Origin of the sequence: Pseudomonas lactis (assembly GCF_001439845.1) — a bacterium.
GTDB classification, from domain to species: domain Bacteria; phylum Pseudomonadota; class Gammaproteobacteria; order Pseudomonadales; family Pseudomonadaceae; genus Aquipseudomonas; species Aquipseudomonas lactis.
Map to the genome: position 1 here is coordinate 1 of NZ_JYLO01000017.1, position 12,957 is coordinate 12,957.

The following is a 12,957-nucleotide window of genomic DNA, read 5'->3' on the forward strand; positions in this document are numbered from 1 at the left end:
GGTGTGCGCCCAGTCAGAAACTGCGAGCCCGCTGGGCCAGTGACACTGAACCCTGAGAAAGAAACGACTATGAAACAAGCAGCTTAAAACGAAGAACAGTGACAACTACCTTGAAAAACACCGCAGCCGTGCGTCAACAAGTTTAAAGCTTTCCGCCGTCTTACGATCAATTGTGATTGAGTCACCACTCCAAATCGCATTTTGCTTTGAAAGGTCATTAAAGGCGCGCCCTTCTAAAACACCTCCACCTTCACTTGAAATCAAACCAGCCGCAGGTAAATTTTCGTACATCCCATGAAACAAAGCCTCAGAGGTTGAGTCCTCATACAAGATCTTAAATTCTTTTGGCTTAGCTGGGGCTTCTTTCTCTAAAGCCAATAGAACCTTCTCCTCTTCGTCAGCAGAAAGCCCTTTTGATGCTTTTTTCATAATCGCTTTTAATACTCCGTTACGTCGAACCATCCAGGTATCGTACTTAACTTTCCACACCGACTGACTCTCCTTCACCTCCTCGCCCTGTTTAGCCTGAAAGGCCCTAATCGGCTTCAAAAAAACATTCTCAACCGTTGACTTCCTTTCACCCGAGTCAGCAATAGCCAGAAGCATCAGCGAGGTCGGAGCGACCTGGCCATTGGGTTTACGAATATCTACAAGGCCCTGCAAGACAACAGAGATTGCAGTTAGGGCCGCATTTTGAATCAATCCCCGCGGAGCCTGAATATTAGCTTGAGCCTCATTTATTGCTGCATCCAGCAAGGGAAATTGCGACAAACTCGGATATGAATCATCTCCGAAATTAGACTTATGTGCGCTATTTCTGAAATAGTTAAAATACATAGCTCACCCAAAAATACAACAAACAACATTAAGAAACTGCAGCAGACATAACGCCCGCCATTGACCATTGATTCTGCCTAGACAGCCTCACACACTCTTCCACCCACGAATTTATTTCACTCTCAATCCAACGCACAGATGTTTTCCCGACACGTATCTGCTTTGGGAATTTCGCATCATAATGACGCGAGGCCACATTTAGCTTGTTATAAATAGTTGACCTTGAAAGACCCGTTCGCATTAAAACATCTCTCAAGCGAAGCATAACCAACGCTTCTGATTTTTCATTAAACATCATTACACCCGTTAGGACTGGACGAGGCAATCCTATAAGCAGCAACTCAAATCTCAAAGAACGTGAGCGTAACGCTTGCTAACGTTACGCCTTAGAACATGCCACTTTGAAAGCAATTCTGTCTCGCACCTCAAAATAGAATGTATCTCCCCTTAGCCAGTACTATTCCAGCTATTAATAGCAAAAATAGCTGCCCTTAACGCCAAACCTCACATTCAGATTCCGCCCACAACGTCCCTCCCTGGGATGTTGTTTTGGCAAGCCTCATTCAAAAAAATCTCAGACCTATATCACCTAGATGAACGCTCAGCGATGAGCGCGTCATTCAGCATTTCTGCGTGATACGTGGACTCAGCAAACAGAGAGGAATCATTTATGTACACCCCGTGCCCGAGCTGCAATTCAGGACGAGTGGTTACTAAAAATGTTGGTAAGCAAGCAGGTGGTTTGATTGGTGCAGCGGGCGGTGCGGCCAGTGGGGTCGCTGGAGCACTAACGGGAGCGGAGGCTGGCGCGGTGCTGGGAGTAGTCGGCGGGCCGGTGGGAATCGCTATCGGCAGCATCGCCGGGGCGATTTTGGGTGGTCTGTTCGGTGGGGTCGCAGGTGGCATTGCCGGGGCCACGCTGGGCGAGCAGATCGATGAAAAAATCCTTCTCAACTATCAGTGCCTGGCGTGTGGCTACAGCTTCAGCGTCAACCGTTAAGTCGTTGTGAACAGGCGTCGTTGGTTAATGAAACGACGCGCTTTTCCCTTCATTCGCAAGGAATCATTTCCATGGCTCATCTCGTTGAACAAATGGCTTACGTTGGTGCCACGCCCTGGCATGGTCTGGGCAGTCGCCTCTCCCCCAAACAACCGCTCGAAGTCTGGCAGCGTGAAGCGGGTATGGACTGGCAGATTCAGGAAAGCCCGGTCCATTTTAAGTCTGACGCCATCGGGCACCTGGGCTCAATTCATACCTTCCCTGAGCAGAAGGTGCTGTATCGCTCCGACACCAAGGCCCCTCTGTCGGTGGTTTCTCAGCGCTACCAGGTGGTGCAGCCACGTGAAGTGCTGGAGTTCTACCGGGATCTGACTGAAGTCTCGGGCTACGAACTGGAAACCGCTGGAGTGCTCAAAGGCGGTCGCAAGTTCTGGGCGCTGGCCCGTACTGGGCAAGGCACGACGCTCCGTGGTAACGACCAGGTAAACGGCTACCTGCTGCTTGCCACCTCCTGTGACGGCACCCTGGCCACCACAGCGACCCCGACCATGGTACAGGTGGTCTGCAATAACATGCTGACCATCGCCCTGGACGGCACCACCCGCGCGATCAAGGTGCCCCACAACACCCGCTTCGATCCGCAAGCAGTGAAAAAGCAGTTGGGTATTGCTGTCTCTCAATGGGACGAGTTCATGTACCAAATGAAAAATTTATCCGAGCGAAAGGTTCAGTGGCGTGAAGCAATGGGCTTCTTCACGAACGTACTGCGTGACACCAGCACTGATAGTCCGCTACCGCCAGTCCTTCCCAATGAACGGGCGCTACGCAAGGTGCAGAGCCTACATGAAGGTCAGGACGAGGATCGACATTAGAATCAGCTCAAGGTACCGCCTGGGGATTACTCAATGCTGTAACCAAGTATACGGATCACGAGCGACGGTCCAAGAGCAGTGAGTATCGGGTCGACTCCGCTTGGTTCGGCCAAGGAGCAGCGCTCAAGCAGAAAGCCCTCAAATCCGCACTTCTATTGGTGGCATAAAGCGGCGGGCAACCGGCTGCACGCTTATCCTAACCTTCCAATTCCTGGGATATTTGTGACAGGAGCATTTCCTTGGACATTTCCGGATCCTGGAGCAACTGGCTTTTGATAAGCACAGTTGCGGGATGAACTCCAAGATGGGCAGAAAGTTCAATTAATTTTTCTACGGAAGGGCTTTTCAAGCCTCGTTCAACATCGCTGACGTAGCTCTGGCTCGGAGCAAGCTGCTCTTGGGCAATACCATGTCTGCTCCTCAGGATTTTCACTGCCATCCCGAAGGCTTGCTTTGAGTTCATTTCTGTTGCTCGCAAAAGCAACGATGAAGCCTTCGGAAGCGCAAAAGCACTATACTCGATTGAGCATATACAGCTAAAATTCGAAAAAACCCTTACACAATTTTTTGATTGGATCGAATGCAAGCAACTAACCACGTGATTGCCATCTCGCAGAGCTAGCTCGTCCCTCTCGTCACCAAGTGGCTCAACGAGTACACACCCTACGGATCGTCAACGGTGGTTACGGCTTTCCAGAAAAAGCAGGGATACATGCATCTTGCTTTTGTTTTTTCTATGCGCTTTTAAATCTGAAAAGGGAATCACATGAAAATCGTGTACAAAATATTTGCGCTTACTTTGATGACGTCCTCTGCATACGCTGTTGATCTATATAGCCAATATTCAACTCCCGACTCTATAAGTTGCACTGGCCCGAACAACAACGTATGCACCGACACTACCCGACCTGACGACATTGTCGTCCAATATAAAGATGCCTATGGCAAAGTCACCATGCAACAAGAGCCCTCTTTTGAAATCATTACTTGTATACGCATTTTAGACAAGTGCATTGATAACGATCGAAACTATCGAGGAAAATCGATAACGGGTCGCGATGTCAAATATGTGGCGTTCAAAGATTTTTATATTTATCCGGGCGGTGACGGCAAAGATTGGGCATACAAAAATGGTACGGGACCTCTATTCGGAGGCGCTCCAGCAGGCAACGTCGTAGGAGCACCTGCGACCTCCACAGTTAAAGCAACGGCTACAGCTACCGGCACCTATGACATATGGTGCGATCCGCAAGGCAATAGCTGCGATCTAACCATAGACGGTGGTAGTGACATGGTCAACCGTGATCGACTACCGGTTTACGTACCGATGGCTTCTGATACCAGTAACTGCTCCATGGAGTTTTGCTATAACTCAAAGCAGGACGTAATTGGTTTGAACCCAGGGTACGCACTCTGGAAAAAGTAACGCCTATTCCCGCTGGCTCGCCAAGAGCCTGAGTATCAAATGTACTCACTCTGGTTGGGCCATGGCGCTGTCATCAAACAACGCGCCCTGCAGCGCTGTGCTGGAACTCGCGGCCTAGCAACACTCATTTACTCAACTATTAAAGCGCCTGGCCAGCTTCTGTTGGCCGGGCTTTTTTTTTGGTTCTTTACGGATTACCGGGAAAGACGCTCTTGATCTTCATGAAAAAGAACTCGCTGTACCGGTAGCCATACGCCATGCGCTTGATGACTTTAATTCGATTGTTTATCCCTTCCAGTTGCCCTGTATGCATCGGCCACCTAACTCGGCTCACAATCCTTCGCCAATAGCGTTTCAGTCGTTTTGCAAACTGAACTGGATGCGTTTTTTTTGACTTCAAACCCTTGCGCCGGGCAATAGATTACTTATTGAACATTTTGTAAAAATCCGTAACATTGCCCGCCATGATACTCGAACAGCTCAAAGCCCTGGGGAATGACACTCGCATGCAAATGATGGAGTGGCTCAAAGACCCACTCAGTAATTTCCCACCTCAGGATCATGGCGATCCTGCCATAGGGGTGTGCGTAACCCATTTGCAGCACAAGGCAGGGCTTTCACCTTCTACCGCGTCTGCACACTTAGCTATCTTGCAACGTGCAGGCTTCGTGCTAACCACCCGCATCGGAAAATGGACTTACTATCGACGCAACGAGGTGGCGATTGATGACTTTGCGGCTAGGCTGACCATCGATTTGTAATTTTTAACCTTTCATTTCGTTATTTCGCGTAATTAGAAAACACAAGGAAACCCCGATGAGCAACAAAACAATCTTCGTCCAACCCGGTGGCGGCTATGAAAAGGTTGTGGTTGGCAGCAGCGAAGCCCGAGCCGCAGCCCACGGCGAAATCACCGTGCGCCTGCACGCCAACTCGCTTAACTACCACGACTTCGCGGTGGTCAGCGGTATGTGGGGCCCTAGCGAAAAACGCATCCCCATGGCCGATGGTGCAGGTGAAGTCATTGCTGTCGGCCCAGATGTCACTGAATTCAAGGTGGGTGACTCGGTCGTCAGTACCTTCTTCCCGGAGTGGATCAGCGGCGCGCCACTAGTTGAAGGCTTTGTTAGCGTGCCAGGTGATGGAATTGACGGCTACGCTCGTGAGCAAGTGACTGCCCAAGCCACATCGTTCACCCTCGCGCCGACCGGATACAGCCACGCTGAAGCGTCGACGCTCACCACTGCCGGCCTTACTGCATGGCGCGCTCTGATGGCCGATGACTCACTCAAGCCGGGCGATACCGTGCTCGTTCAAGGCACTGGTGGCGTTTCAATTTTTGCCCTGCAGTTCGCTAAAATGGCCGGCGCTACCGTCATTGCTACCTCTTCAAGCGACGAAAAACTTGAACGTCTGAAAGCACTAGGCGCTGATCATGTGATCAATTATCGCAAAGATCTTAACTGGGGCGAAACTGCACGCGCTCTAACGGGGGGCCGCGGTGTTGATCACATCATAGAAGTCGGCGGCCCTGCGACGCTTGAGCAATCGATGATTGCAATTCGGGTTGCTGGTCACATCTCCGTCATCGGGATACTGAGTGGCGTAAGCGGTGCAATGAATTTTGTACCGGCATTGATCAAGCAAGTGCGCCTGCAGGGTGTGTTGGTAGGCAGCCGCAGCCAGCAGCAAGATATGGTCCGAGCCATCAACGTTAATGGTATGCGCCCGATTATTGATCGTCATTTCCCTATGAGCGAGATTGTCGAAGCGTTCAAGTATCAGGAAACCAACCAGCATTTCGGCAAAATTTGCCTGGATATCTAAGCGCGCATGAATGGCCATGATCCGTATGCCCACCTCAAAGTCGTGCCGAGGTGGCTGCCGACGCAGCGCGAGACGGATTTGCCCATTGCTGTCTGTCGCAACCGGCAGCAGTGGGTCGACTCACCCATGCTGTGCTCCGAGGCAATCAGCTAAGAAGCAGTCATTCTAAGTGCCATGAAACGATTCGATTTAGCCCCTCTAGTCAAAGCAGAATCATTAGGGCTACAACGATTTTGTCATGCAGTTATTGGGTTGAAGAATAGACAATCGTAGGCATTCTCACAGAGCCATGGTCGCTCTCTGCCGGTCATGGTCACGCAACGTGATGGTGAAATCCGATGCAAATGCTTGGTCAGGTCGAATGCAAATGGCTGGGCAAGCCCGTGCAATTACCCACCGTTCTAGCCCACAGATCCGGATAATCCGCCCAGCAGCCGTTCCGGCTCAAGCCATAGTACGGGCAGCGCGATGTTTTTCGTCAAATTTGACGCGTACAGCTCGTTGTCCAAAACTCTGGCGGGCCGCTTGGTTTACGATGGATGTCAAAACTCGTTCCCAGCCTAAGCAATGCTGTAGCAAAATCAGCTCGACTCGAGAAGAGCTGCAATTTGCTCCCCTCCGGCGAGTATCGTAGATCTTTCTTCCTAACGCGGCGGCGATCATCGGACCGACATAATGCTGCGCATCAAATGAAGTGATGGCTGGCTCACGAACTGCGATTATCAAGATTTCGTCGGAGGGCTTGCTCAAAACCCAAAGTAGACGACTGGTCTAATTGTTGGTATGGTGCGTCCATGAATACGATGACCACCACCGATGTACGGCAACACATCCTCGACACGGCTCAAAACATCATTGCCGGGCGAGGATTCACAGCTGTTGGTTTGAGCGAAATCCTTAAATCTGCGAATGTGCCAAAAGGTTCGTTCTATCATTACTTCAATTCCAAGGAAGCATTTGGCGAGGCGCTCTTGGAGAGCTATTTCAGTGACTACATGGTGCAATTGGAAACGCTATTGAACCGTCCAAGTGTATCAGCAGCACAACGCTTGCTGGCCTACTGGGCTACCTGGATTGAAACCCAATCAGCCTGTTATCCCGCCGAGGGGAAATGCTTGGCAGTGAAGCTTGCAGCGGAAGTCAGTGATCTATCGGAGCCAATGCGTATGGTGCTCCAGGATGGCATGGAAGGAGTAATTACTCGTCTCGCCAATGTGGTGAGTGACGCTGTAAACGATGGTTCTCTGCCGGGCGATACTGACACCCGCGGCTTGGCGACCATGCTGTACCAACTTTGGCTCGGAGCCAGTCTAAGGACCAAGGTCACGCGTGATCAGATGCCTTTGCAGGCGGCCTTCGAGACTACTTCTCTGTTACTCAGTCAGGTATCCGACCGATGAAATTTTCAATGTAAAAAATTTACTCAAAAAATATACGACTGGTCTATTTAATCGGAGTTAAAGCAATGTTTAATTTTGACTTCTACAACCCTACGCGAATCGTCTTCGGCAACGAAACCATCAGCCGCCTGGATGAACTGGTTCCGGCTGCGGCCCGCATCCTGCTGCTCTATGGTGGCCAGAGCGCTCGTGCAAACGGTACGCTCCGCGAAGTCCGTGACGCATTAGGCTCTCGGGAAGTGCAAGAATTCGGGGGTATAGAGCCAAACCCCAGCTATGAAACGCTAATCAAGGCTGTTGATCAGGTTCGCACCCATCGCTTGGATTTTCTCCTGGCTGTCGGTGGAGGTTCGGTCATCGATGGCACCAAGTTCGTTGCCGCTGCTGTTGGCTACGAGGGTGATGCTTGGGACATTCTGGAAACGCGGGGTGCAAGTATTCGACGAGCGCTGCCATTTGGCACCGTTCTGACCCTACCGGCAACTGGCTCGGAAATGAACAATGGAGGCGTGGTTACTCGCCGGGCGACACAAGACAAGCTGCCGTTTCGAAGCGCTTACATGTTTCCACAATTCTCGATTCTCGATCCCACCAAAACCCAAACCCTCCCCACCCGTCAACTCGCAAACGGCGTTGTCGATGCGTTCGTGCATGTCATTGAGCAGTACCTGACCTACCCAATCGATGCGCGCGTCCAAGATCGTTTTGCCGAAGGTCTTTTACAAACGCTGATCGAAATTGGCCCCCTTGTACTGAAAGAGTCCGCGGACTACAGCACGCGTGCCAACCTCATGTGGACGGCCACTTTGGCGCTCAATGGCCTGATCGGAGCGGGCGTACCACAGGACTGGTCCACCCACATGATCGGCCATGAGCTCACCGCGCTGTACGGCATCGATCACGCACGGACCCTGGCCATCGTACTTCCTGCGAACCTAGAGATTCGTCGTGAAGCCAAGCGCGCGAAGCTGCTGCAGTACGCCGAGCGGGTTTGGCAGATCAGCCAAGGGGACAAAGAACAACGGATTGACATGGCCATACAACAGACCCGGATGTTCTTCGAGAGCCTGGGCTTACCGACGCACTTATCCGCCTACAAGCTCGGCACTGACGCTATAGATGCGCTAATAAACCAGCTCGACACACACCACCTCACCGCACTCGGCGAACACAACAACGTCAGTTTAGACGTCAGCCGCCGTGTGCTTGAAGCGAGCCTATAAGCCAACCTCCAGCACTGCTTATCCACACAGGCAGCGCATTACAAAACATCCACAAGCATGCACAACTGCAAGGTATACGACATGAAGATTCTCCTCGTTCTGACTTCCCACGACCAGCTTGGTGACACTGGCGAGAAGACCGGTTTCTGGCTCGAAGAGCTGGCCGCGCCTTACTACGCCTTCATCGACGCTGGCGTGCAAGTGACCCTAGCATCGCCGAAAGGCGGTCAACCACCCATCGACCCAAAGAGCAATGAGCCCGACTTCCAGACAGACGCCACCCGTCGCTTTCAGACCGATTCAGTCGCCACTCACGCGCTGGCCAACACCGAGAAACTGAGCGACGTGATCAGTTCCGAGTTTGATGCGGTGTTCTACCCTGGCGGCCATGGCCCACTGTGGGATCTTGCGGAGAACACCTTTTCTATCTCTCTGATCGAGCAATCAATCCAATCCGGCAAACCTGTCGGAGCGGTTTGTCACGCACCAGCGGTTTTGCGCCATGTCAAGTGTGTAGATGGCAAACCTCTGGTTGCAGGCAAGACAGTAACCGGTTTCAGCAATAGCGAGGAGGCTGCGGTGGGTCTAACTCAAATCGTGCCTTTCCTGGTAGAGGATATGCTCAAGGCAAATGGTGGGCGCTATACCAAGGGTGCTGACTGGAGCGTTCATGTCGAAGTCGATGGGTTGCTCGTAACTGGCCAGAACCCAGCTTCCTCTGAAGCTACGGCTCACTCGCTGCTCAAACTGTTGGCCTGAGACTACGTCAATGTCCGCCTACGTAGTCTTCACACGTGAACACACCACAGACGAGGCTGAGTTGAAACTCTATGCCCGTAAAGCACCGGCGGCACGCCAGGGTCGGAACCTCACACCATTGGCCTTCTACGGCCAACTGGAGGTGCTCGAAGGCGGACCGATTGAGGGCGCAGTCATTCTTCAATTTCCGGACATAGCAGCAGCTCGAGAGTGGTACTCCAGCCCCGCCTACCAAGAGGCACTGCAACATCGTCTTAAAGGTGCGGTTTACAGAGTATTCCTGATTGATGGCATCAATCATTAGTAAATGCACCAAAATATTCCCGCAGTTTAGGTCCTGTCTACTTACCAGCCTCATTAACAAATCAAATTTACTTAAAATTACTGGAGAAACAGCATGGCATACGCATCCGTTAATCCCTATACAGGTGAAGTTCTAAAAAGTTTTCCAGATGCAACAGATATTCAGATTGAACAGGCTCTTGAGGCGTCTCACAACGCATTTCTTGTCTGGAAGAATTGCTCAATCGCAGAGCGTGGGGCCGTCCTTCAGCGAGCTGCCGACCTGCTGCGCGCGCGAGCAAACGACTATGCCCGGTTGCTAACACTGGAAATGGGCAAGATCACTGCCGAAGCATTAGGTGAAGTAGAAATCTCAGCAAGTATCTTTGAGTATTACGTTAAACATGCAGAAGCTTTGTTAACTCCGCAGAAGCTGCCGGTAGCCGACCCAGCCGAGGGTGAAGCAATCTTGGTCCATGAGCCGTTGGGCACTATCCTGGCCATTGAACCATGGAACTTTCCTTACTATCAAATTGCTCGCATTCTCGCACCACAGTTGGCAGCGGGTAATACCGTGCTGCTCAAACATGCTTCAAACGTACCGCAATGTGCCGAAGCTTTCGAACAACTACTGCTTGATGCTGGTCTACCTGCTGGCGCATTCAGCAACATGTACGCAACTCGCCAGCAAATCGGGACAATCCTCAACGACTCTCGAGTACACGGGGTGGCACTGACCGGTTCCGAAGGCGCAGGTGCCATCATCGCCTCCCAGGCTGGCAAGGCACTGAAGAAATCTACATTGGAACTGGGGGGGGCAGATGCCTTCATAGTTCTGCGCGACGCTGAACTGAAAAAGACCGTGAAGTGGGCTGTTGTAGGCCGTCACTGGAATGCTGGACAGGTGTGCATATCATCCAAACGCATGATTGTAGTGGAAGAAGTCTACGATGAGTTCCTGCGCCTTTATGCCGAAGGTGTAGCACAACTGAAGGCCGGCGACCCGTTCGATCCGGAAACAAATCTAGCCCCCCTGTCATCTCAAACTGCCGCCGACGAAATCCGCGCGAAGATTCGTGAAGCAGTCAACTACGGTGCTACGGCCACCGAGGTTGGGCCCAAGGTACCAAGCAAGGGTGCATTTGTTCAACCGACCATTCTGACCAACCTGACGCCTGATAACCCTGCCTACTACTGGGAGTTCTTCGGTCCAGTCTCGATGATCTTACGAGCTAAAGACGAAGAAGACGCGATAGTTATCGCCAACGACTCTCCGTTCGGGCTCGGTGGTTCGGTATTCACCGCAGACGCCCAGCATGGTGTTGAGGTTGCTAAGCGCATCGAGACAGGCATGGTGTTCGTCAATCACCCAACGTCATCGAAAGCCGACCTACCTTTCGGCGGAATCAAAAGATCTGGTTACGGTCGCGAGCTGATTGGTTTGGGAATCAAGGAATTCGTCAACCACAAGCTGATTAACGTCATGGATATCGACGCGCCGTTCTGACTTACATCTTCACCTCAATGCAAACAGGCCTCAGTGCTTTTATGCAGCAGCCCCCCCCTCTTTGATGAAGAGATCGGGGGGGGGCTGGACTACGTTGCCAAGCCTGGCGCGCAGCACAGCGCGCTCCCCGCCGATCCAGAAGCAGGCTGAAAAAGTGCGGCGATAGGAATGCCTGCGCGAATACACAACTACATATTGACATATATCAATATCTCAAATAATCTCAACCAAACCCATCGCACTTACCTCAGGAGGTAACCCATGCAAAATTCCAGTGATACCCATCCGAGCTACCTTCCCGACAACAGCTACGGCCTGTTTATCGACAACCAGTGGGTGGCGGCCGAAAATGGTGAAACCCTCGACATTATCAACCCCGCCAACGGAAAAATTCTCACCAACATCCCAAACGCCACAGCTGCCGACGTCGACCGCGCGGTGCAGGCCGCAAAACGCGCCTTCGTGACCTGGCGTACCACCTCGCCAGCGGAACGCGCCAATGCGTTGTTGAAGATCGCCGACCTGCTGGAAGCCGATGCCGATCGGTTCGCCGTTCTGGAAACCCTTGATGTAGGCAAACCCATTCGTGAAAGTCGCTCCGTCGACATCCCACTGGCGATTGATCATTTCCGCTACTTCGCCGGCGCAATCCGCAGCCAATCGGATGAGGCGGTCATGCTGGATGAGCAAACACTCAGCATCGCTCTCAGTGAACCCCTCGGCGTCGTGGGCCAAGTGATTCCGTGGAACTTCCCGCTTCTTATGGCCGCCTGGAAGATCGCTCCAGCCATCGCGGCGGGTAACACCGTAGTCATCAAACCTTCTGAGCTAACCCCGGTAACCATCCTTGAACTGGCGAAGATCTTCGCCAAGGTACTTCCGGCCGGCGTGGTCAACATCGTCACAGGCTTAGGCACCTCAGTTGGCCAGGCCCTACTGGATCATCCAGACCTGCGCAAGCTTGCCTTCACTGGCTCGACGCGTGTCGGCGAACTCGTCGCCAATGCGGCAGCGAAGAAAATCATTCCTGCCACCCTTGAACTGGGCGGCAAGTCAGCCAACATCGTTTTCCCCGATGCGAACTGGGACAAGGCCGTGGAAGGCGCAGTCCTCGCCATCCTGTGGAACCAAGGCCAAGTCTGCGAATCCGGCGCACGGCTGTTCGTTCACGAGTCCATCTACGAGCAATTCCTGGCTGAGCTCAAGCATAAGTTCGAAGCTGTGCGTGTGGGTGACCCATTGAACCCAGACACCATGATGGGCGCACAGGTCAGCAAGACCCAGATGGAACGGATCCTCGGCTACGTTGATATCGCCAAACAGGAAGGTGCCGAGGTACTGATCGGCGGCGGTCGCCTTACAGGTGCCGATTACGATGCCGGCTTCTTCATCCAGCCAACGATTCTGGTCGGTGTTCGCAACGATATGCGCGTCGCCTACGAGGAAATTTTCGGCCCTGTTCTGTGCGTCATTCCTTTCAAGGATGAAGCGGAGGTCATCGCCATGGCCAACGACTCCGAGTACGGCCTAGCGGGCGCAGTCTGGACCCAAGACATCAACCGGGCGTTACGTGTGGCACGCGCGGTGGAAACCGGACGTATGTGGGTAAATACCTACCATGAGATCCCTGCCCACGCCCCCTTTGGTGGCTATAAGAAATCTGGCCTAGGACGGGAAACTCACAAGTCAATGCTGGAAGCCTACAGCCAGAAGAAGAACATCTACGTCAGCCTCAACGAAGCACCGCTCGGGCTCTTCTGACCTCGCTGATCCATGTTTTTTTGACCTATAACATCGAATATTTTAGATATGCAGGTAAACGAA

The 12,957-nt window shown here is 52.3% G+C and carries 13 protein-coding genes and 2 pseudogenes; 11 read left to right on the top strand and 4 right to left on the bottom strand.

Going from position 1 to position 12,957, the window contains the following annotated elements:
* Nucleotides 1-105 precede the first annotated feature (105 nt).
* Both TX24_RS25615 and TX24_RS31370 read right to left on the bottom strand, forming a co-directional pair.
* Nucleotides 106-837, bottom strand: a complete 732-nt coding sequence (locus TX24_RS25615; protein WP_082628877.1) for a DUF3987 domain-containing protein — start codon at nucleotides 835-837, stop codon at nucleotides 106-108.
* A 28-nt stretch (nucleotides 838-865) separates the two neighbouring features.
* Nucleotides 866-1,135 (bottom strand): helix-turn-helix transcriptional regulator, encoded by a 270-nt coding sequence (locus TX24_RS31370; RefSeq protein ID WP_338059763.1) that lies wholly within the window; start codon nucleotides 1,133-1,135, stop codon nucleotides 866-868.
* Between the two features lie 372 nt (nucleotides 1,136-1,507).
* Between TX24_RS31370 and TX24_RS25620 the strand changes: the two genes are divergently transcribed.
* Together TX24_RS25620 and TX24_RS25625 are read left to right on the top strand one after the other, a co-directional pair.
* Complete coding sequence (locus TX24_RS25620; RefSeq protein WP_057711611.1) at nucleotides 1,508-1,837, top strand: hypothetical protein; 330 nt, start codon at nucleotides 1,508-1,510, stop codon at nucleotides 1,835-1,837.
* Between the two features lie 71 nt (nucleotides 1,838-1,908).
* Nucleotides 1,909-2,876 (top strand): annotated as a pseudogene (locus tag TX24_RS25625) (DUF932 domain-containing protein).
* Nucleotides 2,877-2,905: 29 nt separating this feature from the next.
* Here the strand turns inward: TX24_RS25625 and TX24_RS25630 are convergent.
* Nucleotides 2,906-3,172 (bottom strand): helix-turn-helix domain-containing protein, encoded by a 267-nt coding sequence (locus TX24_RS25630; RefSeq protein WP_032902013.1) that lies wholly within the window; start codon nucleotides 3,170-3,172, stop codon nucleotides 2,906-2,908.
* A gap of 303 nt (nucleotides 3,173-3,475) precedes the next feature.
* On the opposite strand from TX24_RS25630, the gene TX24_RS31980 reads away from it, so the two are divergent.
* Nucleotides 3,476-4,135 (top strand): hypothetical protein, encoded by a 660-nt coding sequence (locus TX24_RS31980; protein ID WP_127882195.1) that lies wholly within the window; start codon nucleotides 3,476-3,478, stop codon nucleotides 4,133-4,135.
* 187 nt (nucleotides 4,136-4,322) lie between these two features.
* Here the strand turns inward: TX24_RS31980 and TX24_RS31375 are convergent.
* A pseudogene (locus tag TX24_RS31375) lies at nucleotides 4,323-4,505 on the bottom strand (transposase); the annotation flags it as partial.
* A 94-nt stretch (nucleotides 4,506-4,599) separates the two neighbouring features.
* Here TX24_RS31375 and TX24_RS25635 point away from each other — a divergent pair.
* The 8 genes from TX24_RS25635 (at nucleotide 4,600) to TX24_RS25670 (ending at nucleotide 12,894) form a co-directional block, all read left to right on the top strand.
* Nucleotides 4,600-4,896, top strand: coding sequence for an ArsR/SmtB family transcription factor (locus TX24_RS25635; RefSeq protein ID WP_038443618.1), 297 nt, complete (start codon nucleotides 4,600-4,602; stop codon nucleotides 4,894-4,896).
* A 55-nt stretch (nucleotides 4,897-4,951) separates the two neighbouring features.
* On the top strand, nucleotides 4,952-5,962 hold the full coding sequence (locus TX24_RS25640) for a zinc-dependent alcohol dehydrogenase family protein (protein ID WP_032902015.1): 1,011 nt from the start codon (nucleotides 4,952-4,954) through the stop codon (nucleotides 5,960-5,962).
* A 794-nt stretch (nucleotides 5,963-6,756) separates the two neighbouring features.
* Complete coding sequence (locus TX24_RS25645; protein WP_032902016.1) at nucleotides 6,757-7,362, top strand: TetR/AcrR family transcriptional regulator; 606 nt, start codon at nucleotides 6,757-6,759, stop codon at nucleotides 7,360-7,362.
* A gap of 65 nt (nucleotides 7,363-7,427) precedes the next feature.
* A complete protein-coding gene (locus TX24_RS25650) occupies nucleotides 7,428-8,585 on the top strand; it encodes an iron-containing alcohol dehydrogenase (protein WP_045061818.1) in 1,158 nt (385 codons plus the stop codon).
* 81 nt (nucleotides 8,586-8,666) lie between these two features.
* On the top strand, nucleotides 8,667-9,344 hold the full coding sequence (locus tag TX24_RS25655; RefSeq protein ID WP_038443625.1) for a type 1 glutamine amidotransferase domain-containing protein: 678 nt from the start codon (nucleotides 8,667-8,669) through the stop codon (nucleotides 9,342-9,344).
* Nucleotides 9,345-9,354: 10 nt separating this feature from the next.
* Nucleotides 9,355-9,648, top strand: coding sequence for a DUF1330 domain-containing protein (locus tag TX24_RS25660; protein WP_010562395.1), 294 nt, complete (start codon nucleotides 9,355-9,357; stop codon nucleotides 9,646-9,648).
* A gap of 93 nt (nucleotides 9,649-9,741) precedes the next feature.
* A complete protein-coding gene (locus tag TX24_RS25665; RefSeq protein ID WP_057711613.1) occupies nucleotides 9,742-11,133 on the top strand; it encodes an NAD-dependent succinate-semialdehyde dehydrogenase in 1,392 nt (463 codons plus the stop codon).
* Nucleotides 11,134-11,394: 261 nt separating this feature from the next.
* Nucleotides 11,395-12,894, top strand: a complete 1,500-nt coding sequence (locus TX24_RS25670; RefSeq protein WP_010562393.1) for an aldehyde dehydrogenase family protein — start codon at nucleotides 11,395-11,397, stop codon at nucleotides 12,892-12,894.
* Nucleotides 12,895-12,957 lie beyond the last annotated feature (63 nt).

Excerpts from the sequence above, each read along its gene's own strand:
- TX24_RS25615 (WP_082628877.1), bottom strand. The coding sequence starts at position 837 with ATGTATTTTAACTATTTCAGAAATAGCGCACATAAGTCTAATTTCGGA.
- TX24_RS31370 (WP_338059763.1), bottom strand. The coding sequence starts at position 1,135 with ATGATGTTTAATGAAAAATCAGAAGCGTTGGTTATGCTTCGCTTGAGA.
- TX24_RS25620 (WP_057711611.1), top strand. The coding sequence starts at position 1,508 with ATGTACACCCCGTGCCCGAGCTGCAATTCAGGACGAGTGGTTACTAAA.
- TX24_RS25630 (WP_032902013.1), bottom strand. The coding sequence starts at position 3,172 with ATGAACTCAAAGCAAGCCTTCGGGATGGCAGTGAAAATCCTGAGGAGC.
- TX24_RS31980 (WP_127882195.1), top strand. The coding sequence starts at position 3,476 with ATGAAAATCGTGTACAAAATATTTGCGCTTACTTTGATGACGTCCTCT.
- TX24_RS25635 (WP_038443618.1), top strand. The coding sequence starts at position 4,600 with ATGATACTCGAACAGCTCAAAGCCCTGGGGAATGACACTCGCATGCAA.
- TX24_RS25640 (WP_032902015.1), top strand. The coding sequence starts at position 4,952 with ATGAGCAACAAAACAATCTTCGTCCAACCCGGTGGCGGCTATGAAAAG.
- TX24_RS25645 (WP_032902016.1), top strand. The coding sequence starts at position 6,757 with ATGAATACGATGACCACCACCGATGTACGGCAACACATCCTCGACACG.
- TX24_RS25650 (WP_045061818.1), top strand. The coding sequence starts at position 7,428 with ATGTTTAATTTTGACTTCTACAACCCTACGCGAATCGTCTTCGGCAAC.
- TX24_RS25655 (WP_038443625.1), top strand. The coding sequence starts at position 8,667 with ATGAAGATTCTCCTCGTTCTGACTTCCCACGACCAGCTTGGTGACACT.
- TX24_RS25660 (WP_010562395.1), top strand. The coding sequence starts at position 9,355 with ATGTCCGCCTACGTAGTCTTCACACGTGAACACACCACAGACGAGGCT.
- TX24_RS25665 (WP_057711613.1), top strand. The coding sequence starts at position 9,742 with ATGGCATACGCATCCGTTAATCCCTATACAGGTGAAGTTCTAAAAAGT.
- TX24_RS25670 (WP_010562393.1), top strand. The coding sequence starts at position 11,395 with ATGCAAAATTCCAGTGATACCCATCCGAGCTACCTTCCCGACAACAGC.